Below are 24,020 nucleotides of genomic sequence, written 5' to 3'. Positions count from 1 at the left end.
CGGAGATGTTTTAGACGCAGAAGCTTTTCATGTTTTCAGAATGGTAGATTGGAAATTGGGGGGAGAGCCATGGGCGGAGCTGAAGAAAAGAGAAAGCGGCTGGAGCTGCTGATGAAGCAGGTTGTAATGCCGGCGGGAGTGGTTGATCCTTATTTTTTGGACGGTTGGATTGATCAGGTTGAGATTAGCCGTACCAACAAGGATTGGAATATCACTATTGCCAAAGAGACACTGGTCCCCGCTCAGGTGTATCGTACGTTCTGTATTCAAGTACAGGAAAAAATGAGCCATATCGCTAAAATCACATTCCGCTTTCAGTACAGTGAGCAGGTTCAACCTGGTGATATTATCGGTGAATACTGGAAGCTTTTTTTAGAGTGGGTGCACCGTGAAATTCCATCTGTTAACGGTTGGATGAACCGGGCTGTGCATGAGTGGGAAGACGGTCTATTATTACTAACAATGAGCGATAGTATGTCATTGGAACTGGCGCGCAAAAAGCAGATAGATCAAGCTATTATTAAGTTTTACGATAAATATTTTGGGATCTCTATGCGCATTAAAGTCCAGGTGGGTGAAAGTAACCAGGAGGCATTACAGGAATTCCAGGAAAAGAAGATGCAAGAAGAACGCGAAGTTATTCAGCAGATGATGGAAAGTATGGAATCCGAGATGCCGCCTTTGGAAGAAGAAGAAGGAGACGTACGGCTTCAATTTGGTTATGACATCAAAGAACCGGCTATTCCGATGCAAGAGATTCAGGACGAAGAAAAGAAAGTCACCCTACAAGGAACAATCTTCGGTTTGGACAGTAAAGAATTGCGCAATGGCAGTACATTGTTTACGTATTATTTGACCGACTTTAGTGATTCCCTGCAAATGAAAATGTTTGCTAAAACTAAAGAAGATCTAAAAATTCTCAGTCTGTTGGCTAATGGTAAATGGGTCAAAGTGCGGGGAAGAGTTGAATATGACCGTTTTATGCAAATTCCCGAGCTGGTTATGATTCCTTCCGATCTAGTTGAAGTACAGGCTCCACCCGGACGTAAGGATAATGCAGCGGAAAAACGGGTTGAGTTTCATCTGCACACAAAGATGAGTGCAATGGATGCTGTCGCCTCGATTGATCAATATGTCAAAACAGCCGCCAAATGGGGGCACAAGGCGATTGCGGTCACCGATCATGGCGGTGTGCAATGCTACCCTGATGCCGCTAAGGCTGCAAAGAAAAATGGCATTAAGATGATCTACGGTGTTGAGGCCAATGTGGTTAATGATGCTGTTGAGGTTGTAATGCAGGCACAGCCATTAAATTTGAAAACAGCGACTTATGTCGTTTTTGATATTGAAACCACCGGTCTATCAGTTACACAAAATAAAATCATAGAGATTGCTGCTGTTAAAATGCATGAGGGCAAGGAAATTGATCGTTATGCAACCTTTGTCAATCCGCATGAACGTATACCATACAACATTCAGCAACTGACCAACATTAACGATGAAATGGTCAAGGATGCGCCGGATGTGGAACCTGTTATGAAGGAGTTCGTAGCTTTTGCTGGCGATGCTGTATTGGTTGCCCATAATGCGCGGTTTGATATCGGCTTTATCCAGGCCACCCTTCGAAAGATGGGTTTGCCCGAAATGACCAATCCGGTACTGGATACGCTCGAACTGGCTCGTTTACTGTTTCCAACAATGAAAAACCATCGTCTGAATACGTTGACGAGCAAATATAAAGTGGCACTAGAAAGTCATCACCGTGCTATTGACGATACAGTCGCACTGACTGAAGTGCTGAATGGCTTGCTGAATGATGCGGAACAAATTAAGGGATTAAAAATGCTCGATCGTCTGAATGATTATGTAGGTAAGGATCTATCGACTGTTCGTCCTTTCCACTGCTGCATTTATGCTCTCAATCCGGTTGGTAAAAAAAATCTGTACAAGCTGGTTTCCATGTCTCATACCGAATATTTCAAGCGTGTGCCTTGTATTCCTAAATCGAAATTGTCTGAGATGAGAGACGGATTGCTTATTATTTCTGGCTGTGAAAAAGGAGAATTCTTCGAGGCTGTGTTAAACAAGTCCGAGGAAGAAGCCGAGGAGATTGCACAGTTTTATGATGTGCTGGAGATTCAACCTTTGACGATGTATATGCATCTGGTGGAAAAGCAGCTTGTAAGCGGGCCTGATGCACTAAAAACGGCCATTCGCAAAGTATGCGACATAGGAAAACGCCTTGATAAGCCCGTAATTGCTACAGGCAATGTTCACTATTTGGAAACTCGCGATAAGCTGTACCGTGATATTACTATTCATGGCATTACCGGTTTTAGCCCGCTAAAGGACATCCGAAAGCCAGATGCTCATTTGCGGACAACGGATGAAATGCTGGCAGAGTTCGAGTTTTTGGGTGAGGAAAAAGCGTATGAAGTCGTTGTGAAAAACACTAGTGAGCTGGCAGAGCGTTTTGAAGAACTGGAACTGTTCCCCGACAAGCTTTTTACGCCATTGCTGGACGGAGCAGACGAGGAAATTCGTAATACATGCTATGAGACGGCTCGATCCATTTATGGTGAATCCTTACCTGAGGTTGTTGTAGCTCGCCTTGAAAAAGAATTGGAACCTATTATTAAATATGGTTTCTCCGCTAACTATCTCATTTCTGAACGTCTGGTTAAAAAGTCTAATCAGGATGGATACTTGGTAGGTTCACGGGGTTCTGTTGGTTCTTCTGTAGTTGCTACTTTTCTCGGTATTTCTGAGGTAAATCCACTGCCCGCCCATTATATTTGCGGTAATTCTGAATGTAGACACAGCGAATGGTTTTTGGATGGAAGTGTGCCGAGCGGTTTTGACTTGCCAGATAAAAACTGTCCGAATTGCGGTGGCAAGCTCAAGGGTGAGGGACAGGATATACCTTTTGAAACGTTCCTCGGTTTTAAAGGAGATAAAGTTCCCGATATTGACTTGAACTTCTCTGGTGAATATCAACCTGTTGCCCATAACTATACAAAAGTACTGTTTGGTGAAAAAAGTGTTTTCCGTGCAGGGACCATTGGTACAGTTGCTGAGAAAACGGCGTTTGGCTTTGCCAAAAAATATGAAGAGGCACATCATAAAAAATGGCGTGGAGCCGAGCTGAACAGGTTGGCTTCTGGTTGTACGGGTGTAAAACGTAGTACCGGACAGCATCCGGGCGGGATCGTTGTTGTTCCCGATTATATTGAGGTCGAGGACATTACACCGGTGCAGTATCCGGCTGATGATACGAGCTCGGAATGGAAAACGACGCATTTTGATTATCACGCTTTTGATGCGAACTTACTCAAGCTCGATATTCTGGGCCATGATGATCCGACCATGATGAGAATGCTTCAGGATTTGACCGGGGTTGACCCTACGACCATTCCAATGAATGATCCCAAGGTGATGAGCATGTTCAATTCCACGGAGGCACTCGGTGTAACACCGCAGCAGATTCGCACGCCTGTCGCCACCTATGGTGTACCAGAGATGGGGACAAAATTTGTACGCCAGATGCTGGTAGAGTCGCAGCCGAGTTCTTTTGCCGATTTACTGCAAATATCCGGTTTGTCTCACGGGACGGGTGTATGGCTAGGGAATGCACAAGAGTTGATTAAAAATAATACATGTAACATCAAGACCGTAATTGGTTGTCGGGATGATATCATGCTGTTTTTGATTTACAAGGCGGGGATGGATGCAGGTCTGGCCTTTAAAATTACGGAGAGCGTACGTAAAGGTAAAGGACTTAGTGCCGAATGGATTGAAGAAATGAAAAAATGCAAGGTGCCGCAGTGGTACATTGATTCCTGTCTAAAAATCCAGTACATGTTCCCGAAGGCGCATGCTGCAGCCTATGTTATTTCAGCCGTGCGTACAGCATATTTCAAGCTGTATCATCCGATCGAGTATTATGCAACTTACTTCTCAGTACGTGCAGCCGATTTTGATATTGACCTGTGCTGTCAGGGGTATGATGCGATCGCACGGAAGATTGTCGAAATTGAGCAGCTTGGTTTTCAGGCGCCACCTAAAGAAAAAGGGATGCTTCCAATCCTGGAGATGGCTTTGGAAATGACGGCTCGCGGGTTTAGTTTTAAATCCATTGATTTGTACCGTTCCGAAGCTACTCGTTTCAAAGTGGATGGGGACTCGCTCATTCCTCCGTTCGGAGCTCTTCAGGGTATTGGAGATAATGCAGCACGTAACATCGCAGCTGCCCGTGAACAAGGTGAATTTTTGTCCGTTGAGGATTTTCAACAGAAATCGAAGGCTAGTAAAACGATTGTCGAAATGCTGTCCCAGATGGGATGCTTTCGAGGTCTGCCAGAGAGTAATCAGCTGTCTCTGTTTTAATCTGAACCACAGTAGTCAAGCTCTGGCACTTGTCACATAACTACGGTTATGTTATAATTTTTTTGGTAATCATGGAGATAAAACCGTTGCTAAAAGAGTGGGGAAACCCACTCTTTACTGTTTGATATACAGGTACAACGTGAAAAAAAGGTTATTTTTGGGCAGGCAACCGGTACGCCGGTTTATTTGCAGTGAGCCCAAAATGAACATTACATCAAATGAAAATGAAAATGCCGGTGATGGAGAAGCATTGCCCACGGCAAGAGGGTATCTCTTTTTCACCACAGGAAAGTTCACTTTTGGAGGTTATAATCTTTGAGCACACCAAAGATCAAATCAGTAGTAGAAGAAATGGCCCAACCTTACCTCGATGAGCATGGTTTTGAACTGGTCGATGTCGAGTATGTCAAAGAGGGTAGCAATTGGTTTCTTCGTGTTTTTGTAGATAAAGACGGAGGAATTGATCTGGACGACTGTAGTATGATCAGTGAATATTTGGGTCAAAAGCTGGATGAAAATGACCCTGTTTCTACAGCATATTTTCTGGAGGTGTCTTCACCAGGCGCCGAGAGACCGCTGAAAAAAGCGGAGGATGTCACTAAAGCGGTAGGCAAAAACGTATTCGTTACTACATACGAGCCGATTAACGGTCTGAAGGAATTCGAAGGCCGTTTGCTTTCTTTTGAAGATGGGGAACTCACCGTCCAAAGTGGACAAAAGAAGCATACCATACCTTATGACAAGGTAGCCGGTGCAAGGCTCGCGATCATATTTTAATTCAGATTTGATTGTTGCTGTTTGACATGTACTACATGTTTTTTGCCTCGTGTGCCGACCAGTACGCAGGTGCCATCATTTGAAAGGGGGAGCAGTAATCCATGAGTATGGATTTTATTGAAGCAATGAACGAGTTGGAAAGAGAAAAGGGGATCAGTAAGGACGTGCTGTTTGAGGCCATTGAAGCAGCCCTGATCTCCAGTTACAAACGGAATTTCAATACCGCACAAAACGTGCGTGTTGATATGAACCGCAACTCGGGAGTCATTAAGGTATATGCCCGTAAGCTGATTGTTGAGGAGGTATTGGATCCTCGCACCGAGATTTCGTTGCCGGCAGCCCGTGAGATTAACCCACATTTTCAGTTGGAGGATGTTGCTGAAATTGAAGTCACACCACGTGATTTTGGACGGATTGCTGCACAAACAGCGAAGCAAGTCGTGACCCAGCGCATTCGCGAAGCGGAACGGGGACTGATCTACAACAAGTTTGTGGACAAGGAAGAGGATATTGTAACAGGAACTGTACAGCGCCAAGATCCACGCAATATTTATATTGATCTTGGCAAGGTGGAAGCAGTTCTTCCGTTGAGTGAGCTAATGCCTAATGAGAAATTCAACCATTTGGATCGGATTAAGGCTTATATTACCAAGGTGGAGAACACAACCAAAGGACCGCAAATTATGCTGTCCCGATCACATCCGGGTCTGCTTAAGCGTTTGTTCGAACTCGAAGTGCCTGAAATTTTTGACGGTGTTGTAGAGATTCGTTCCGTAGCGCGTGAAGCAGGCTTCCGTTCTAAAATCGCTGTTCATTCTCGTAACGCCGAGGTTGATCCGGTAGGTTCTTGTGTGGGACCAAGAGGAACGCGGGTGCAGACCATTGTAAACGAGCTGCGTGGCGAAAAAATCGACATTGTACGCTATTCTGATAATGTTGATGAATACGTGGCTAATGCTTTGAGTCCGTCCAAGGTGCTTGAAGTACAGGTGTTTGAAGAAGAGAAAATGGCTCGCGTTATAGTACCTGATTATCAGCTTTCTCTAGCTATTGGTATCAAAGGGCAAAATGCTCGCCTTGCTGCTAAGCTTACTGGCTGGAAAATTGATATTAAGAGTGAAACACAGGCGGAGGAAGAACTCGGCAGACCGAGAACATCCACCGATGAAATGCATCAGGATTCCGTTTCTGTAGATTAAGCGGAGTGTAGGGGGGTTAATGCATGAAACAGAGAAAGATACCTTTGCGCAAATGTGTCGCCTGTCATGAAATGATGCCAAAGAAGCAGTTAATCCGTGTCGTCAAAACCCCTGAAGACGAAGTGTTGATTGACTTGACTGGCAAAAAGTCGGGACGCGGCGCTTACTTGTGCGGCAAAGCCGCCTGCTTCAAGTTGGCTCAAAAGAGCAAGGCACTGGATCGAGCATTGAAGCACTCGGTCCATCCTGATATTTATGAGCAGCTAAGTCGTGATTTTGCTGCCGTCGAGGAAGAATTCCTGGCGGCACAAGGCAGCGTGCAGGATGAATAAGGCGCTGTCTGGATTGGGGCTTGCCATGAGAGCTGGCAAGTTGCTAACAGGTGATGAGATCGTTTATAAAGCGATCAGGTCTTCAGAAGCCAAGCTGGTCATTCTTGCGAAAGATGCTTCAATGAATACTCAAAAGAAATTCCGCGACAAATGCGGGACGTACAAAATCCCCTTATTGATAGGATTTGACCGGGAAAGCTTGGGAAGCAGCATCGGCAAACCTGAACGGGTCGTGCTGGCTGTGACGGATCAAGGATTCGCGAAATTGATCATGAAACATGCGGGGATAATGTCGGAGGTGGAGTATATTGAGTAAACAAGAAAGCAAAGACAAAGTGCGGGTATACGAATACGCCAAATCGTTGAACATGAGCAGCAAAGAAATTATCACCATTCTTAAACGGCTGGATATTCCCGTGAACAACCATATGAGCGTCATGGAACATGATGCCGTAGGTAAAGTGGAAAATTTTTTTAAGAATATTAAATCCAATGCTGCGGTCAAGCAAGGCGAAGCAGGTACGGCGCAAGTAAGCTCGAATCAGACCGGTTCAAGCCAGAATAGTAATCATTCAACGGAGCAAACCAAAAATCAACAGGAAAAGCAGGTAAGTATGAATAGGACAAACAACAACCAAAACAGTAATCGAAGCAGCGCTCCAAAAGCGCAAAGCAGTCAGCAGGGCGGTCAAAACCGCAGTCAACAAGGTTCTAGTAGACCAGTCGGCCAGCAAGGCACTCAGAACCGTAGTAATGGTCAACAGCAGGGAGGACAACAGCGTACCGGTAGCAATAACACAGGTTCACGTCCTCAGGGAAGCAGCCAGGGTGGTGCAGTAAGAACTTCTTCTTCGGCAGGAAGCAATAATTCCAACCGCAGTGGTGGCAGCCGTACAGGTGGCAACTCCAACAACAGCGGTAACCGTTCCGGTCAAGGACGTTTTGACGATAACCGTCAAGGCGGAGGACGCGGTGGTAACGGTGGTCGTGGAGGCAACAACCGTGGTGGAAACAATCGTGGTGGTAAATTCAACAACCGTGGTAAAGGTCAACAACTGGAGCGTCGCGAGAAAATCGACAACACGCCTAAGAAAATTATTGTGCGTGGTGAGATGACTGTAGGCGAAACAGCCAAGCTTCTTCACAAGGATGCTTCAGAAGTCATCAAAAAATTGATCATGCTCGGAACAATGGCGACCATCAACCAAGAACTGGATATGGATACCATTCTCTTGCTTGCTGGTGACTTTGGCGTCGAGGTAGAAGTGAAAATCCCAGTGGAAGAAGATCGTTTTGAAACTGTGGAAGAAAATGATGATCCAGCGGATTTGAGAACACGTCCACCGGTTGTAACAATTATGGGTCACGTCGATCATGGTAAAACAACTTTGCTGGATGCCATTCGCTCCACGAATGTAACAGGTGGTGAAGCTGGCGGTATTACACAGCACATTGGTGCATACCAAGTTGAAATTAACAGCAAAAAAATCACTTTCTTGGATACACCAGGTCACGAAGCCTTTACCGCTATGCGTGCACGTGGTGCTCAAGTAACAGATATGACGATTATTGTGGTTGCAGCTGATGACGGTGTTATGCCACAAACGGTTGAAGCCATTAGCCATGCAAAAGCAGCAGGTCTACCAATAATCGTAGCTGTAAACAAAATCGACAAACCGGATGCCAACCCGGACAAAGTAAAGCAAGAACTTACAGAATATGAATTGGTGCCCGAAGAGTGGGGCGGCGATACAATTTTTGTCAATGTTTCCGCTAAACAAAGAATGGGCCTGGAAGATTTGCTCGAAATGATTCTGCTCGTAGCTGAAGTGAATGAGTACAAAGCGAACCCAGATAAACGGGCACGTGGTACTATTATTGAGGCTGAGCTGGATAAAGGTCGCGGTTCTGTAGCCCGGATTCTCGTTCAAAACGGGACACTGAAAGTCGGCGATGCATTCGTAGCAGGTAACTGCTTCGGACGTGTACGTGCCATGGTTAACGATAAAGGTCGTCGTCTTAAGGAAGCAGGTCCTTCCACTCCAGTTGAAATTACTGGTCTGACAGAAGTTCCACTTGCAGGCGATCCGTTCATGGTGTTCGAGGATGAGCGTAAAGCTCGTGCTATCGCTGATAAACGTGCGATTACGCAACGTCAATCTGATCTGGGCAGTAATACCCGCGTAACGCTGGATGACCTGTTCCAACACATCAAGGATGGCGAGATGAAGGATCTGAACGTCATTATTAAAGGTGACGTACAAGGTTCTGTTGAAGCGCTGAAAGGCTCCTTGAACAAGATTGAAGTTGAAGGTGTACGCGTCAAAATTCTTCACAGTGGTGCAGGTGCAATCACCGAATCCGATATTATTTTGGCTGCGGCATCCAATGCTATTGTTATTGGATTTAACGTTCGTCCTGATAATCAGGCGAAATCTACAGCGGAAGCTGAAAAAGTGGACATTCGTCTGCATCGCGTTATTTACAATGTTATTGAAGAAATCGAGCAGGCTATGAAAGGCATGCTGGACCCTGAATATAAAGAAAATGTGATCGGTCACGCTGAAGTTCGTAACGTGTTTAAAGTTACTAAAGTCGGTACGATTGCTGGTTGTATGGTGACGTCCGGCAAAATTACTCGTTCAGCAGAAGCACGTCTGATTCGTGATGGTATCGTTATTTTTGAAGGTAAAATCGACTCACTGAAACGCTTTAAGGACGACGCAAAAGAAGTTGCCCAAGGTTACGAATGTGGTATCACCCTTGATGGTTATAATGATGTTAAGGAATCCGACATTATTGAAGCGTTCGTCATGGAAACAGTGGAGCGCTAACGGCAGAGAGGTGAGCACCCATGGCTAAAATACGTACAGGTCGAGTTGGCGAGCAGATTAAGAAGGAACTAAGCCTACTCATACAGACCGAATTAAAAGACCCACGTATCGGTTTTATTACGGTGACTGGTGTCGATGTCACAAACGATTTGTCCCAAGCGAAAGTATACTTGAGCGTACTTGGAGATGAAGAACAAAAAACTTCTTCTCTGAAGGCGCTGGACAAAGCGAACGGTTATCTCCGTTCTGAACTTGGCAAACGGATACGGCTTCGCCATATTCCTGAGCTGATTTTCAAAATTGACGAATCTATTGCTTATGGCAGCCGAATTGAAAAGCTGTTGAGTGATATCGACAAGGATGAGAAATAGGTTTTTGTTAGTCTGAAGAACCATGAACTGAATGTAAAGGAGACGGCAATGCATACCTATGAACAGGCGCTTCAACAAGCGAAGGAATTTATTCTGGAGCATGATGATTACCTGATCGTATCGCATGTACAGCCGGACGGAGACGCAGTCAGCTCCACCGTAACGGTGGGCTGGCTTCTCTCATGTCTGGGGAAGAAATTTACCATGCTGAATGAGGGACCTATTCCTAAACGCATGGATTTTTTATGGCATGCCGATGAGATTATGGATATGAGTCAACAACCGCCAGAACGGAAATACAACCGAATCATTTGTGTAGATTGTGCGGATTACCGTCGTGTTGGTTTGACAGAGCAGTTTTTTACGGAAGATGCCATTATTCTGAATATTGATCATCATCCAACGAACGACGCTTATGGTGCGATTAATGTGATTAAGTCAGATGCTGCGGCAACAGCGGAAATTCTTTTTGATTTATTGGAAAAGTTTGCAGTAACTTGGGATGTAGAAGTAGCAACAGCTGTATATACAGGGTTGTTAACGGATACGGGAGGCTTCCGCTACTCCAACACTTCACCGAAAGTGATGTCTACGGTATCGCAACTACTTGCTTATGGTGTTGATGGCCCATTTTTGTCCGAGAAATTGCTTGAGGAAATGACATTTCCCCAAATGAAAGTGCTGACCAAAGCATTGCAAACGCTCACGATGTCGGAGGATGGTAAAGTTGCTTGGGTCGTTGTAACACCTGATGATATGACAGAATGCGGTGCTGTAAATGAGGACTTAGAAGGCATCGTGAATTATCCAAGAAATATTCGTGGGGTTGAAGTAGGCATTTTCTTTAAAGTTATTAATGATCAAGCGACCAAGGCAAGTTTGAGATCGGCAGGGAACGTTGATGTAGCTGCGCTCGCTCAATCGTTCGGGGGCGGTGGTCATGTACGTGCGGCTGGCTGTCGGCTAGAGGGTAAGTTGGAAGATATCATTGAGACCGTTGTAGGGCGGGTGAAGTCTGAGCTATGAACCCAATAAAGAAGGAACAGGCAACTTGGGAAGGTGTTCTACCTGTTTATAAACCTGCTGGATTTACCTCTCATGATGTGGTGGCCAAGGCTCGCCGTTTATTGGGGATGAAGCGAATAGGACATACTGGGACACTAGATCCGCAGGTAACCGGTGTTCTGCCCTTGTGTCTGGGACGCGCCACCCGAGTGGTGGAGTACATGCAAGAGCGACCCAAGGAATACCGGGCTACACTGCGCTTAGGCATTGCCACTGATACCGAAGACCTGACTGGGACAATAACAGAAGAGAGCGAACGTCCGGTTGAGGTGACCGAAATGGAAGCCAAAGCGGTTTTGGAGCGTTTCGTTGGTACGATCTCCCAAGTCCCACCCATGTACTCTGCCCTCAAAGTAGATGGAAAACGTCTATACGAGCTGGCTCGAGAGGGCAAAACCGTGGAGCGTAAAAGTCGTGAAGTGAGCATTTACGAGCTGGAAATGACGGGATTTGCGAAGATGGGGGCGCATGTGGATATTTCTTTTCGTGCTTTATGCTCCAAAGGTACTTACATCCGTACACTATGTGTTGATATTGGCCGTGAATTGGGATATCCTTCAACAATGGTTAAGCTGGAGCGAACCATGTCTGCGGGAATTTCTGCAGAACATTGTTTAACATTTGAAGAAATTGAGCGCTATGTAGCCGATGGTAGCCTAGGTGAGCGGCTTATCGCCACCGATAAAGCAATTGACTATATGCCTGAGCATACAGTGGCTGAATCCAAGGCAGCTGCGGCTCTGCAAGGCCAACGCCTGTCGCTGAGTATGATTTCACCACTAGTGACAGACAACCAGCCTTTCCGATTATATAAAGAGGATAAAACGTTTTTAGGCATATATGGACGGGATGAATCAGGTGCGATCGCTCCAATTAAAGTTTTTTTAAGTTTGTAGAATTTATAAATTTTCAGCGGAGCTGAATCATTCTATAATCGCCAGAGATTTTCTCCTAGACTGCGGCCTGGCTTCTGTGAAATTATGCTGATAGACGTTTTTCACCTTGAATTGTGCTATAATTTTTGACGAAGTTAGTCAAATGATGTGAAATGCAGGTGAATGAATATGATTACCGTATCGTTATCTTATCCTTTGAGTGATGAGCTATTGCAGCAATGGGGACGTCCACAAGTCACGGCGATCGGCCAGTTCGACGGCCTTCATCTGGGACATGCAAGCGTGATACGCAAGGCCGTCGCGCTCGCTCGCGAACAGAAAGTGCCAGTATCTGTCATGACATTTCACCCTCATCCGAAGGAAGTCATGAAAAAAGGCGATTATGAAGGTTATTTAACACCGCTTGCGGATAAGCAGACTATTCTGTTCGATATGGGTGTGGATGTACTTTATATTTTAAGTTTTAACGAAGAATTTTCCAAGGTTAGCCCGGAGGCTTTTATAACAGACGTGTTACTTCCATTACAAATTCTAACGGCGGTAGTAGGTTTTGATTTTAGGTTTGGCCACCGGGGAGCCGGGCATGAGGATACGCTTCGGAAGCTGGGAGGAGAGCTGATGTCTGTCTACACTGTACCACCGTTCGAACTGGATGGGGATAAGGTAAGCAGCTCAGGCATTCGCCGTGCTTTACAGACGGGGGATTTAGCACATGCCTCGCGCTGGTTGGGACGCCCTTATCGTATCCAGGGTACTGTGATGGATGGTGAGAAGCGCGGACGCACAATCGGTTTTCCGACAGCTAATCTCAAGCTGGATGATTCTTATGTCATTCCGGTTAAGGGTGTATATGCTGTACGAGCGCTCATAGGTGATCATTGGATAAATGGTGTAATGAATGTAGGGGTTAAGCCTACTTTTCATGAAGGTGTGCTGAATCCGTCGTTTGAGGTACATCTTTTTGATTTTAATCAACAAATTTATGGGGAGTCTGTGCTCATTGAGCTTCACCATTACATCCGCCCTGAACGCAAATTCTCTTCAGTGGATGAACTGATCAGCCAAATTGGCAATGACGCACAAACGGCTAAAAAGCTGTTGGGCTAATTTATTTACATAAGACAGGCGCTGTGTTATACTGACTTATGTTGTGTAAACAACGATGAACCTTAGCTTGGTTGTCCGCTTTCACCGGCGGTTACGAGGCTAATGGCGATTATAATGAAGGAGGTGAACAGGATGGCATTGACTCAAGAGCGTAAACAGCAATTGATCGAGGAGTACAAAACTCATGAATCCGATACAGGATCACCTGAGGTACAAATCGCTATCCTTACTGAAAACATCGTCAACTTGCAAAGTCACTTTCGTTCGCACAAGAAAGACCATCACTCCCGCCGCGGGTTGTTGAAAATGGTCGGTCAGCGTCGTAAACTTTTGGCTTACCTGAAGAAGACTGATGTTAAACGTTACAGTGCGTTGATCGAGCGTCTCGGACTGCGTCGTTAATTTTCAGACATGTAATGAGAAAAGAAGCCTGGTTGTTCACCGCTTGTCCCTGCTAAGGCGACGGCGGACAGCAGCCGGGTTCTTTTTTGAAATGAGGAATCTTTTTTTGAATTACATATCCTATTTTGTCTGTGAATTTCTTATGAATAAGACCTGCGCAGGAAATACTGGATGTGTATAGAACTTTTACAATGAAATGAAATGGAGGGATACCATGGAGCAACGCGTAGAAATGCAACTCGGCGGAAGAAAGCTGGTGCTTGAAACAGGACGTCTTGCAAAACAAGCCAATGCGGCAGTTAAGGTGAGTTACGGAGAAACAGTTGTGCTGTGTACTGTGACCGCTTCCCGTGAACCGAAAGATTTGGACTTTTTTCCGCTGACCGTGAACTATGAGGAAAGATTGTATGCTGTGGGGAAAATTCCTGGCGGATTTATTAAGCGTGAAGGACGCCCGAGTCAAAAGGCGATTTTATCCAGTCGTTTGACAGACCGTCCAATTCGCCCATTGTTCCCTGAAGGTTTCCGCAATGATGTGCAGGTGTTAAACCTAGTCATGAGTGTTGATCAGGATTGCGAACCAGAAATTGCAGCCATGATTGGAACCTCAGCAGCACTCAGTATTTCGGATGTTCCTTTTAACGGTCCAATTGGCGGAGTTGCTGTAGGTCGTGTAAACGGACAATTTGTGATTAATCCAGATATTGCACAGCAAAACACAAGCGATCTGTATCTCGTTGTAGCTGGAACAAAAGATGCCATTATGATGGTAGAAGCAGAAGGCGATGAGATTCCAGAGGAAGTTATGCTCGAAGCTATTATGTTCGGACATGATGAGATTAAGAACATTGTGGCAGTTATTGAACAATTGGTGCAAGTAGCAGGTAAAGAGAAAATGCAGGTTAAGCTGCATGCTGTTGATGAAAAAGTGAACAGTGAAGTACGTGCTTATGCAGCTGATCGTTTGGTGGAAGCCGTTAAAATTGCAGAAAAACATGCCCGTCAAGAGGCGATTGATGCAGTTAACGAAGAGACCGTTGCCCATTTTGAAGCACAATACATAGAGACACCTGAGCTTTTGAGTGATGTGAGCGAAGTTCTCTATGATATCGTTAAAGAAGAAGTCCGTCGTCTGATTACGCATGATAAAGTGCGCCCTGATGGTCGTAAGCTTGACGAAATTCGTCCAATTGAAAGCGACACTAGCATTTTGCCGCGTACGCACGGTTCAGGCTTGTTTACACGTGGGCAAACGCAGGCGCTTAGCGTTTGTACTCTTGGTGCACTAGGGGATGTACAAATTCTGGACGGTATTGATCTGGAAGAAACCAAACGCTTCATGCATCATTACAATTTCCCTCCATTCAGCGTAGGTGAGGCTCGTCCATTGCGCGCGCCGGGTCGTCGTGAAATCGGACATGGTGCTCTTGGTGAGCGTGCGCTTTCCAAAGTAATTCCTTCCGAAACTGAATTTCCGTACACGATCCGTCTGGTTTCCGAAGTGCTGGAATCGAATGGATCGACCTCACAAGCTAGTATTTGTGCAAGCACACTGGCGATGATGGATGCAGGTGTACCGATTAAAGCTCCAGTTGCAGGCGTAGCTATGGGATTGATCAAGGATGGAGATCATGTTTCCATACTGACGGATATTCAGGGTATGGAAGATCATCTGGGCGATATGGACTTTAAAGTTGCTGGTACTGCGGAAGGCGTAACTGCCATTCAAATGGATATTAAAATTGACGGTATTGACCGCAATATTTTACAGGATGCGCTCAAGCAAGCCAGAGAAGGACGTTTGTTCATTCTTGGAAAAATGATGGAAGCGATCCAGAAACCACGTGAGCAATTGTCTCCGTATGCTCCAAAAATTATGACAATGCACATTAACCCGGACAAAATCCGTGATGTTATTGGAGCTGGTGGTAAAATCATCAACAAGATCATCGAAGAAACCGGCGTGAAAATCGATATTGAACAAGATGGTCGTGTGTTCATCGCTTCTACAAATCAAGAGATGAATGAGAAGGCGCGTTCCATTATTGAAGGTATCGTAAAAGAAGTCGTGGTCGGCGAGATTTACATCGGTACAGTCAAACGAATTGAAAAATTCGGCGCATTTGTTGAAATTTTACCGGGTAAAGATGGTCTGGTTCATATTTCTCAACTGTCTACTGAGCGTGTAGCCAAAGTTGAAGATGTCATTGCTATTGGTGATACAATTACAGTGAAAGTAACTGAAATCGATCAGCAAGGTCGTGTCAATTTGTCCCGTAAGGCAGTACTGACGGCTGAAGCTCCTGCTAAGTCCTAGGTTGTGGTTCGCATACCACAGGGAGTCTATACGTTTGTACAAAATAAGGGGTTTGAATAGCATTAATTAAGTTTTTGGAAAGAGGCAGAGCTACGTTTCTGGCTCTTTTTTCATACATATGCACAAGCTGCACCCAAGTGGGCTTTTATAGCTTACTACGTCATAGATCTTGTCCTTCTCGCATACAATGTGGACAAACGAGCGGGAGGATGAAGGAATGATGAGTAGGGTGAAACGAGCAGTGTGGGTGGTAGTCACTTTAGCCATCACACTGGTAATTGGGCAGTTTAGCGGGGTTCGTGACTACGCTAGTCAATTACGCAATGGAGACGCTACAGGAGCCGAAGAGCTTGAAGCTACACCCACGATGGCGGTAGTAGCCTTGCCTGATAATGCGCTTATGCAGCGACTAAAGACAGAAGCAACGCGTCAGCGAAGAGAACCAGTTGATGCTAAGATAGACAGGGTATGGAAGGCTATTCCAGGTTATAACGGACTGGAGGTCGATCTGGATGCTACCTATCGCAAAGCCATTGCAGCTCCAGATCGGCCTATTCAATATGTATATCGCCAATTGGCACCCAAAATACATTTAAATCAACTGGGTAATGTTCCAATTTACAGGGGCAATCCTGAAAAACCAATGGTTTCCTTCATGATCAACGTAGCATGGGGGAATGAGTTTATCGTGCCTATATTGGATACATTGGATCAGGAGAAGGTTAAGGCTACATTTTTTCTTGATGGAAGTTGGCTGAAGAAAAATCCTGAACTCGCCAAGGAAATTCAAAGAAGAGGGCATGAGCTTTCGAATCATGCTTACTCTCATCCTAATATGAGTCGTTTGAGCCGAGCCAGAGCCGTACAAGAAATCGAAAAGACGGAAGAGCTTCTTCAACAAACTTTAGGTGTCAAAAATAATTGGTTTGCCCCTCCATCGGGTGACTTTAATCAACAAACAGTGGATATAGCAGCAGAACATGGGCTCAAAACAGTGTTGTGGACATTGGACACCGTAGATTGGAAACATCCGTCACCGCAATCGGTGGTTCATAAAATTAACAGCAAGGTTGAGTCAGGCTCCCTGATATTGATGCACCCAACAGATTCGTCTGCTGCTGCTCTCAAAGGCATGATTCATGCCATCCGTAGTAAAGGACTTGTACTTGGAACTGTTAGTCAGACGCTTTCCCCTGATCGGCAGCTACCAGCTCCGGTTGAGTGAATGTCTTTTTTCTGTTAGGATTGAACATTATGGCTAAGTATGCAATTCAGTTTAGGAGGGCCAAGCGTGGAAAGAATTCAACTTAAAAACGGCCTAAGAGTGGTCATCGAAAAAATTCCAACCGTGCGTTCTGTTTCTTTCGGCATCTGGGTTAAAACCGGTTCCCGGAACGAAACATCGGACAATAGCGGTATTTCTCATTTTATTGAACACATGCTTTTCAAAGGAACAGAGCGTTTTAGTGCTAAGGAAATCGCTGAGCAATTTGACGCCATCGGAGGAAATGTTAATGCTTTCACTTCGAAGGAATATACGTGCTATTATGCAAAAGTGCTAGATGAGCATCTACCGATCGCAGTCGATGTACTGTCTGATATGTTCTTTAATTCCAAATTGGATCAGGAAGAGCTAGCAAGGGAGAAAAATGTGATTTTGGAGGAAATCTCCATGTACGAGGACACACCTGATGATATGGTGCACGATCTTGTTTCTCGCGCGGCCTATGGTGAGCACCCACTGGCTTATCCAATTCTCGGAACCGAAGATCACCTGCTAGCTATGGATAGCTCACATCTCAGCCATTATATGAAGGAGCACTATACAATTGATAATACAGTTATCAGTGTGGCTGGTAATGTTGACGATCGTCTTGTAGAATTGCTGGAGCAACATTTTGGGCATTTCGATAATCATGGAACCTTTTCGCCACTGACAGTACCTGCGTTTAACGGTCAGCTGTTGTACCATGAGAAAGCAACGGAGCAGAATCACATTTGTCTATCCCTGCCTGGATTTGCAATAGGCGACGATCTCCAGTATGCTATGGTTTTGCTGAATAACGCGATCGGCGGGGGCATGAGCTCACGTTTATTTCAAGAAATTCGTGAAAAACGCGGACTGGCTTATTCGGTCTATTCCTATCATAGCTCCCATGCAGATAGTGGAATGTTCACGATCTACGCAGGCACCGCTCCTAAGCAAACAAAGGATGTGCTCGATTTGACACTGGAGTTGTTGCGAGATGTAGCTGTCAACGGTTTGGACGCTAATGAGCTTCGCAAAGGCAAGGAGCAGCTAAAAGGAAGTCTGATTTTAAGCCTTGAGAGCACTGGTAGCCGGATGAACCGTCTTGGAAAGAATGAGTTAATGTTGGGTCAGCATTATACGCTGGATCAAATGATTGAACACATCGAGCAAGTAACGGCTGATGATGTGAACAAAGTGCTGGATCGGATGTTTTCGGAGCCGTTTGCTCTGTCAATGGTCGGATCGAGTGATTCAGCGGTTAAGGATATGAGGAGGGACTATTTTGTTAGCTTACGTTGAAATTAACAGACTCGGGGGCAATGAAGATATTGAGCTGCCCCGCAAAATGTCAGAGCTTGCATCTGGGTTTGACTTGTATGCAGCAGTGCAGGAGGATTTGGTTCTGGAACCTGGCAAACGATGTCTCGTTCCAACTGGATTTGCAATAGCTATGCCAGCAGGATTAGAGGCACAAATCCGTCCGCGTAGTGGACTGGCTCTCAAGCATGGTATTACTTGTCTTAACACACCTGGGACGATTGATGCAGATTATCGTGGGGAGATTAAGGTGCTCCTTATCAATTTAGGCGAGGAACCGTTCACCATTACGCGCAATGAGCGAATTGCACAAATGGTATTTCAGGTTGTGCCTGAGGTCGAGCTGAAACAAGTAGACCATTTGTCTGAAACAGTGCGGGGTGCTGGTGGGTTTGGTCATACAGGACGCTGAGTCTACGATTTACTTGCAAAACCTGTAATCCAACAATGTAATCCAATTGTCATTTTGCAAAAACTTCAATATTACTCGTTTAAGAGTAAAGCATATACATAAAAGTCGTCCCGTAGAGGGGCGGCTTTTTTTGTGTTTTTTCACCCCTCTCCGGGCATCTGCATAGACTAAAAGCATATCGTGTCTCGGAAAGGAGTGATCCGGATGCTAACAGGAATGCGCATCGTTGTTTTGGGTGGAGATGCGAGGCAGCTTGAGGTAATCCGCAAATGTGTGGACATGGATGCTACCGTCACCGTGGTCGGCTTTGACATGCTTGAAGTACCACTCAAAGGAGTCACACTAGAACCCATGTCTGTCAAGCTGCTGGAATCGTCAGACGCACTGATTCTACCGGTGGTGGGATGCGATGAGGAAGGCAACGTAAATGCACTTTTCGGAGCACAGAAGCTCCAGTTTCTGAATGAGCATGCTGCTGCTCTTCCACCGCATTGCGTTGTATATACAGGGATGGCGCGAGCGTACTTAAAAGAAATATGTACCAGACATGAATTGAAGCTGGTTGAGCTGCTGGAAAGAGATGATGTGGCCATATACAATTCTATACCTACGGCTGAAGGCGCACTGATGATGGCAATTCAGCATACTGATTTTACGATTCATGGTGCAGATTGTATGGTTCTAGGCATGGGACGGACTGGATTTACCATGGCAAGGGCACTACAGGGATTGGGAGCCAAAGTGAAGGTTGGAGTACGGCGGGCAGAGGATGCAGCGAGAGCTGTAGAAATGGGTTGGAAGCCTTTTATGACGAGGGATTTAGCGAATGAGACAAAGGGAGTTGACTTGATTTTTAATACGATACCCTCTATGATTATCACAGCGCAAATCCTGTCTAAATTGCCACTAAGCACCGTGATTATAGATCTTGCTTCTGCCCCGGGCGGTTGTGATTTCCGGTATGCGGAAAAACGAGGAATTACGGCTATGCTTGCCCCCGGTCTTCCCGGTATTGTTGCTCCCAAAACTGCTGGTACCATTATAGCGAATACGCTGGTGCAGTTGTTAATGGAAGATAATCCTGATCGGGGGGATGCGCAATGAGTTGGCAAGGGAAAACAGTAGGTTATGCCATTACAGGCTCACATTGCACGTTTGAAGAGGTAATGCCTGTTATACAGCGCTTCGTAGATGAGGGTGCGAAGGTCGTTCCGATTATATCCAATACCGTACTAACAACGGATACTCGTTTCGGTACTTCGCAAAGTTGGCAAAAACAGTTGAAAGATATAACAGGGAATGATATCATTTCTACAATTGTGGAGGCTGAGCCACTGGGACCCTCCCAAATGCTCGATGTGCTGGTGATTGCACCGTTGACGGGGAATTCGATGAGTAAGTTAGCGAATGCGATGACAGACAGTCCGGTTTTAATGGCTGCCAAGGCGCAATTACGCAATGGTCGTCCACTTCTTTTAGCCATATCTACTAATGATGGACTTGGTCTAAATGCTGCTAATATCGCCAAGTTACTAGTAGCCAAAAACATCTTTTTTGTGCCGTTCGGACAGGATAATCCAGTTAAAAAGCCGAACTCGCTTGTAGCCAATATGGAGTTGATTCCAGAGGCTGCCTATGAAGCATTGCAGGGCAAACAGATTCAGCCGATGATTGTGGAACGCAAGACCCCATGAAGTACTATAGTTAACTGCTGAGCATCCCTCGCCTAGAAGATGATTCGATAATGCATCGAGTCTAATTTCTTGTTGGCGGTGGATGCTTTCAGAATAAAAAATGGTTTTTTAGTCGAGAAGGGGAGATACACCAGATGAGCAATAGAAAGTTTAATGTAGCTGTCGTTGGAGCGACAGGCGCTGTAGGCGAACAGATCGTAAATCTGCTGGAAAAACGAGATTTTCCTGTGGACAAAATCAAATTTCTTTCTTCGCCTCGTTCTGCCGGCACGTTAATTAGCTTTAAAGGTCAGCAGATTCCAGTAGAGATTGCTACTCCCGACAGCTTTGAAGGAATCGACATTGCTTTGTTTAGTGCAGGCGGAGACGTAAGTAAGGAACTGGCGCCGCATGCTGTTCGTCATGGGGCAGTTTGCATTGACAACACCAACGCATTCCGAATGGAACCGACAGCTCCTCTTGTAGTACCTGAGGTGAACAGCGATAAAATTGCCGAGCATCAGGGAATTATCGCCAACCCGAACTGCTCCACCATCCAGATGGTAGCTGCTTTGAAACCATTATATGATCAATATGGCATTTCTCGTATCATAGTATCCACATACCAGGCCGTATCGGGCGCTGGAAGCCGTGCTATTGATGAATTGAATCGTCAAAGCGCAGCCATTCTTAACGGTGATGAGGTTCAGCCAGATCTGCTGCCGGTAGGTTCTTTGCCAGTAAAACATCAGATTGCTTTCAATGCTATTCCGCAAATCGATAAGTTTCAGGATAATGGCTATACACTGGAAGAAATGAAAATGGTACGCGAAACGAAAAAAATACTGGGTGACGATTCTGTAGACGTAACAGCAACGTGTGTGCGTATTCCTGTTGTATACGGTCACTCGGAATCCGTCTATGTAGAGCTTAAAAAAGATTATGATCTAGAAGAAGTTCGTAATCTGTTGGCTTCCGCACCTGGAGTAACGCTGGTAGACGATCCTGCTGCCCAGCTTTATCCGCTGGCATCCGAAGCGGCAGGAAAACCTGACGTATTCGTAGGGCGTGTACGTCGTGATTTGGGCAATAGCCGTGGTTTGAACTTGTGGGTCGTATCCGACAATCTGCTCAAGGGAGCCGCATGGAACGCGGTGCAAATCGCGGAAATTATTGCTGCAAAAGCGGAGTAACGTTCCTAAAGCCGGGAGTATATGGGGGAAGAATAATGGGTATTTTGGTGCAAAAATTTGGGGGAACCTCGCTATCCACACCTGAAGCGCGTCAACTTGTGCTGGCACATGTGAAGCGGGAACTGAAGCAAAATTTTCAATTGGTTGTTGTTGTGTCGGCCATGGGGAGGAAAGGAGAGCCTTATGCCACGGACACGTTGCTGGATTGGGCGGCTTCTAACGGCGACAGTCTTCCGAAGCGCGAACGGGATTTACTGCTGTGCTGTGGTGAAATCATTTCTGCTGCTACATTGTGCAGCCTGATGGAGAAGGAAGGTATCCCTGCTACAGTGCTGACTGGAGCACAGGCAGGCTTTATTACGGATGATCAATACGGCAATGCTCGGATTTTGGATATCAAGCCAGACCGTATTGTGGAAGAACTGAACCAAGGCAGAGTGGTCATTGTGACTGGTTTTCAGGGACAAACAGCTGATGGTGATATGACTACCCTTGGTCGGGGAGGCAGCGATACGTCAGCTACTGCACTAGGTGCTGCTCTACATGCGGATATGGTTGATATTTATACAGATGTGAATGGTATATTGACCGCTGATCCGCGTATTGTGGAAAATGCGAAGCCGCTTTCACATGTTAGCTATACGGAAATTTGTAATATGGCTCATCAGGGAGCAAAGGTGATCCATCCTCGTGCTGTTGAAATAGCCATGCAGGCTAATATTCCGGTACGGGTTCGCTCTACCTTCTCCGAGGGAGAGGGGACGTTGGTTACCCATCCGGAAGGCTTTAAAGATGTGCAGGCAGATATCGTAGACCGCTTCGTGACCGGTATTGCGTATGTCGGCAATGTTACTCAAATTACTGTTGAATTAAAGTCGGGTTTGGAGCACTTGCAATTACAAGTATTCAAATCTATGGCTGAACACGGAATCAGCGTCGATTTCATTAATGTAACTCCATCAGGAGCGGTTTATACCGTATTTGATAATGATGGAAGCAAAGCGGTTGAAGTACTTAACGGTTTGGGTCTAGAGCCTAAAATACTGGCCGGGTGTGCTAAAGTTTCGGTCATAGGCGGTGGTATCAACGGGGTACCAGGTATTATGGCGACAATTGTGGAGGCATTGACAGAATCAGACGTACAGATCCTTCAATCGGCAGATTCCAACACCACGATTTGGGTACTTGTTAAAAAGGAAGATATGGTGCAGGCTGTACGCGCATTGCATAATAAATTTGAACTCCATCAATAGGCGCATTGTCCGTGCTCGGACTTGCAAAAAAAGGAGGCAGCATGGTGAACTTCGGCAGATTGATTACCGCAATGGTGACACCTTTTGATCAGCAAGGAGAGATTGACTGGACTGCATTGTCCTCGTTGATTGATTATTTAATAGAAGAACAGCATTCAGAGTCACTTGTTGTATCTGGAACAACAGGGGAGTCTCCTACCCTGAGTGATGATGAAAAAATTAAGCTGTTTGCATTTGTTGTAGAAAAAGCAGCTGGGCGATGTAAAATTATTGCAGGGACAGGAAGCAATAACACACGTCATTCCATCCACCTCACCCGTGCTGCGGAGCAGGCGGGAGCAGACGGTGTGCTGCTGGTAGTGCCATATTATAATAAACCGAATCAGGAAGGGATGTATCAGCACTTCAAAAGTATTGCAAACTCCACATCCCTTCCAGCGATACTGTATAATGTTCCAAGCCGTACCGGTGCCAGCCTGACAGCTGAAACGACACTGCGGCTTGCACAAATTCCGAACATTGTAGGAACCAAAGAATGTGCATCACTTGCACAAGTTACACAGATTGCAGCGGCAGCACCAGAAGGTTTTCTGGTTTATTCCGGGGATGATGCATCTGGATTACCTGCCATGGCTGTAGGTGCTTATGGCATTATCAGCGTAGCAAGTCACGTGGTAGGTGCAGAAATGAAGCGAATGCTGGATTCCTTTGTAGGAGGACACGCTCAAGAGGCAGCAAAACTGCATCAACAGTTGTTCCCGATTTTTAAGGGCATGTTCGGCTGTCCTCATCCTTTGCCTAATCCGGTAGCTGTAAAGTATGCATTGGAGTTACGGGGGATTAAGGTAGGTTCAGTTCGGTTGCCACTTATCCCGCCTACCGAGGATGAAGCAGAGTTTATTAAGAATTTATTTACCCGCTAAAAAGAAATAGACGAAAGATGTTGATGAATACAAGGAGTATCCTTGTTAAGGGCAGTCGGTAGGTATAATATCGACTGGGTTATTGCCCTGACAAGGTCTTCCGATATGAAGGGCGTTCTTATAGAACGTCCTTTTTGCTATGCTGTTAACCAGGCATGTAGATAAAATGATACATACTTATGGTTTGAGAAGGCAGTGGGAAACCTAGCGTAACGAACAGGATGACTTGTTTTTTCGTATTTTAATCATGTATAATGGGGTCAAGTGACTGGGTGCGGTATTTTTTTGAAAATTAAATAACAAATCAAGGT

At 45.6% G+C, this 24,020-nt stretch carries 21 protein-coding genes; all 21 read left to right on the top strand.

Annotated elements, in window-relative coordinates; translation table 11 throughout:
* Nucleotides 1–69: 69 nt before the first annotated feature.
* The 21 genes from ACXHJ2_RS13050 (at nucleotide 70) to dapA (ending at nucleotide 23,709) form a co-directional block, all read left to right on the top strand.
* Nucleotides 70–4,386 carry a PolC-type DNA polymerase III gene (locus tag ACXHJ2_RS13050; RefSeq protein WP_013370717.1) on the top strand — a complete coding sequence of 1,439 codons (4,317 nt, stop codon included), beginning with the start codon at nucleotides 70–72 and terminating at the stop codon, nucleotides 4,384–4,386.
* A gap of 139 nt (nucleotides 4,387–4,525) precedes the next feature.
* Nucleotides 4,526–4,705, top strand: a complete 180-nt coding sequence (locus ACXHJ2_RS13045; protein WP_155742210.1) for a hypothetical protein — start codon at nucleotides 4,526–4,528, stop codon at nucleotides 4,703–4,705.
* Nucleotides 4,702–5,163 carry a ribosome maturation factor RimP gene (rimP, locus tag ACXHJ2_RS13040; RefSeq protein ID WP_013370719.1) on the top strand — a complete coding sequence of 154 codons (462 nt, stop codon included), beginning with the start codon at nucleotides 4,702–4,704 and terminating at the stop codon, nucleotides 5,161–5,163. Before ACXHJ2_RS13045 ends, rimP begins: the two co-directional genes overlap by 4 nt.
* Nucleotides 5,164–5,264: 101 nt before the next feature.
* Nucleotides 5,265–6,362 carry a transcription termination factor NusA gene (nusA, locus tag ACXHJ2_RS13035; RefSeq protein WP_013370720.1) on the top strand — a complete coding sequence of 366 codons (1,098 nt, stop codon included), beginning with the start codon at nucleotides 5,265–5,267 and terminating at the stop codon, nucleotides 6,360–6,362.
* Nucleotides 6,363–6,385: 23 nt separating this feature from the next.
* Nucleotides 6,386–6,694 carry an RNase P modulator RnpM gene (gene rnpM / locus ACXHJ2_RS13030; RefSeq protein WP_007430067.1) on the top strand — a complete coding sequence of 103 codons (309 nt, stop codon included), beginning with the start codon at nucleotides 6,386–6,388 and terminating at the stop codon, nucleotides 6,692–6,694.
* On the top strand, nucleotides 6,687–7,010 hold the full coding sequence (locus tag ACXHJ2_RS13025; protein WP_007430068.1) for a L7Ae/L30e/S12e/Gadd45 family ribosomal protein: 324 nt from the start codon (nucleotides 6,687–6,689) through the stop codon (nucleotides 7,008–7,010). The genes rnpM and ACXHJ2_RS13025 overlap by 8 nt, the downstream gene beginning before the upstream one ends.
* Nucleotides 7,003–9,528: a translation initiation factor IF-2 gene (infB, locus tag ACXHJ2_RS13020; RefSeq protein WP_129549112.1), complete on the top strand. Its 2,526-nt coding sequence runs from the start codon at nucleotides 7,003–7,005 to the stop codon at nucleotides 9,526–9,528. Before ACXHJ2_RS13025 ends, infB begins: the two co-directional genes overlap by 8 nt.
* Before the next feature lie 20 nt (nucleotides 9,529–9,548).
* Entirely contained in the window at nucleotides 9,549–9,899 is a 351-nt protein-coding gene (gene rbfA, locus ACXHJ2_RS13015; protein ID WP_013370723.1) for a 30S ribosome-binding factor RbfA, read from the top strand.
* Between the two features lie 48 nt (nucleotides 9,900–9,947).
* The gene (locus tag ACXHJ2_RS13010) at nucleotides 9,948–10,925 is read left to right on the top strand and encodes a DHH family phosphoesterase (RefSeq protein WP_016820982.1); all 978 of its coding nucleotides are present in this window, start codon (nucleotides 9,948–9,950) and stop codon (nucleotides 10,923–10,925) included.
* A complete protein-coding gene (truB, locus tag ACXHJ2_RS13005) occupies nucleotides 10,922–11,860 on the top strand; it encodes a tRNA pseudouridine(55) synthase TruB (protein WP_165080002.1) in 939 nt (312 codons plus the stop codon). Before ACXHJ2_RS13010 ends, truB begins: the two co-directional genes overlap by 4 nt.
* A gap of 168 nt (nucleotides 11,861–12,028) precedes the next feature.
* Entirely contained in the window at nucleotides 12,029–12,967 is a 939-nt protein-coding gene (locus tag ACXHJ2_RS13000) for a bifunctional riboflavin kinase/FAD synthetase (protein ID WP_165080001.1), read from the top strand.
* 132 nt (nucleotides 12,968–13,099) lie between these two features.
* Entirely contained in the window at nucleotides 13,100–13,369 is a 270-nt protein-coding gene (gene rpsO / locus ACXHJ2_RS12995) for a 30S ribosomal protein S15 (protein ID WP_007430074.1), read from the top strand.
* Nucleotides 13,370–13,583: 214 nt separating this feature from the next.
* Complete coding sequence (pnp, locus tag ACXHJ2_RS12990; RefSeq protein ID WP_165080000.1) at nucleotides 13,584–15,686, top strand: polyribonucleotide nucleotidyltransferase; 2,103 nt, start codon at nucleotides 13,584–13,586, stop codon at nucleotides 15,684–15,686.
* Nucleotides 15,687–15,903: 217 nt separating this feature from the next.
* Nucleotides 15,904–16,911: a polysaccharide deacetylase family protein gene (locus tag ACXHJ2_RS12985; protein WP_165079999.1), complete on the top strand. Its 1,008-nt coding sequence runs from the start codon at nucleotides 15,904–15,906 to the stop codon at nucleotides 16,909–16,911.
* Nucleotides 16,912–16,977: 66 nt separating this feature from the next.
* On the top strand, nucleotides 16,978–18,237 hold the full coding sequence (locus ACXHJ2_RS12980; protein ID WP_165079998.1) for a M16 family metallopeptidase: 1,260 nt from the start codon (nucleotides 16,978–16,980) through the stop codon (nucleotides 18,235–18,237).
* On the top strand, nucleotides 18,221–18,667 hold the full coding sequence (gene dut / locus ACXHJ2_RS12975) for a dUTP diphosphatase (RefSeq protein WP_040101551.1): 447 nt from the start codon (nucleotides 18,221–18,223) through the stop codon (nucleotides 18,665–18,667). Before ACXHJ2_RS12980 ends, dut begins: the two co-directional genes overlap by 17 nt.
* Before the next feature lie 204 nt (nucleotides 18,668–18,871).
* Nucleotides 18,872–19,771, top strand: a complete 900-nt coding sequence (dpsA, locus tag ACXHJ2_RS12970) for a dipicolinate synthase subunit DpsA (protein WP_040101550.1) — start codon at nucleotides 18,872–18,874, stop codon at nucleotides 19,769–19,771.
* Nucleotides 19,768–20,361 (top strand): dipicolinate synthase subunit B, encoded by a 594-nt coding sequence (locus tag ACXHJ2_RS12965; RefSeq protein ID WP_013370733.1) that lies wholly within the window; start codon nucleotides 19,768–19,770, stop codon nucleotides 20,359–20,361. Before dpsA ends, ACXHJ2_RS12965 begins: the two co-directional genes overlap by 4 nt.
* Before the next feature lie 134 nt (nucleotides 20,362–20,495).
* Nucleotides 20,496–21,533 (top strand): aspartate-semialdehyde dehydrogenase, encoded by a 1,038-nt coding sequence (locus ACXHJ2_RS12960; protein ID WP_040101549.1) that lies wholly within the window; start codon nucleotides 20,496–20,498, stop codon nucleotides 21,531–21,533.
* A gap of 35 nt (nucleotides 21,534–21,568) precedes the next feature.
* On the top strand, nucleotides 21,569–22,786 hold the full coding sequence (gene dapG, locus ACXHJ2_RS12955) for an aspartate kinase (protein ID WP_058710519.1): 1,218 nt from the start codon (nucleotides 21,569–21,571) through the stop codon (nucleotides 22,784–22,786).
* Nucleotides 22,787–22,827: 41 nt separating this feature from the next.
* Entirely contained in the window at nucleotides 22,828–23,709 is an 882-nt protein-coding gene (dapA, locus tag ACXHJ2_RS12950) for a 4-hydroxy-tetrahydrodipicolinate synthase (RefSeq protein WP_013370736.1), read from the top strand.
* Nucleotides 23,710–24,020 lie beyond the last annotated feature (311 nt).

The organism is Paenibacillus sp. ALE3, assembly GCF_054113405.1.
Note: the sequence above shows the minus strand (reverse complement) of the source record. Positions and strands in the feature narration are given on the sequence as shown.

Excerpts from the sequence above, each read along its gene's own strand:
- nusA (WP_013370720.1), top strand. The coding sequence starts at position 5,265 with ATGAGTATGGATTTTATTGAAGCAATGAACGAGTTGGAAAGAGAAAAG.
- pnp (WP_165080000.1), top strand. The coding sequence starts at position 13,584 with ATGGAGCAACGCGTAGAAATGCAACTCGGCGGAAGAAAGCTGGTGCTT.
- rbfA (WP_013370723.1), top strand. The coding sequence starts at position 9,549 with ATGGCTAAAATACGTACAGGTCGAGTTGGCGAGCAGATTAAGAAGGAA.
- truB (WP_165080002.1), top strand. The coding sequence starts at position 10,922 with ATGAACCCAATAAAGAAGGAACAGGCAACTTGGGAAGGTGTTCTACCT.
- dapA (WP_013370736.1), top strand. The coding sequence starts at position 22,828 with ATGGTGAACTTCGGCAGATTGATTACCGCAATGGTGACACCTTTTGAT.
- ACXHJ2_RS12960 (WP_040101549.1), top strand. The coding sequence starts at position 20,496 with ATGAGCAATAGAAAGTTTAATGTAGCTGTCGTTGGAGCGACAGGCGCT.
- ACXHJ2_RS13010 (WP_016820982.1), top strand. The coding sequence starts at position 9,948 with ATGCATACCTATGAACAGGCGCTTCAACAAGCGAAGGAATTTATTCTG.
- ACXHJ2_RS12985 (WP_165079999.1), top strand. The coding sequence starts at position 15,904 with ATGATGAGTAGGGTGAAACGAGCAGTGTGGGTGGTAGTCACTTTAGCC.
- rnpM (WP_007430067.1), top strand. The coding sequence starts at position 6,386 with ATGAAACAGAGAAAGATACCTTTGCGCAAATGTGTCGCCTGTCATGAA.
- ACXHJ2_RS13050 (WP_013370717.1), top strand. The coding sequence starts at position 70 with ATGGGCGGAGCTGAAGAAAAGAGAAAGCGGCTGGAGCTGCTGATGAAG.
- dpsA (WP_040101550.1), top strand. The coding sequence starts at position 18,872 with ATGCTAACAGGAATGCGCATCGTTGTTTTGGGTGGAGATGCGAGGCAG.
- ACXHJ2_RS12965 (WP_013370733.1), top strand. The coding sequence starts at position 19,768 with ATGAGTTGGCAAGGGAAAACAGTAGGTTATGCCATTACAGGCTCACAT.
- ACXHJ2_RS13000 (WP_165080001.1), top strand. The coding sequence starts at position 12,029 with ATGATTACCGTATCGTTATCTTATCCTTTGAGTGATGAGCTATTGCAG.
- ACXHJ2_RS13025 (WP_007430068.1), top strand. The coding sequence starts at position 6,687 with ATGAATAAGGCGCTGTCTGGATTGGGGCTTGCCATGAGAGCTGGCAAG.
- rpsO (WP_007430074.1), top strand. The coding sequence starts at position 13,100 with ATGGCATTGACTCAAGAGCGTAAACAGCAATTGATCGAGGAGTACAAA.
- dapG (WP_058710519.1), top strand. The coding sequence starts at position 21,569 with ATGGGTATTTTGGTGCAAAAATTTGGGGGAACCTCGCTATCCACACCT.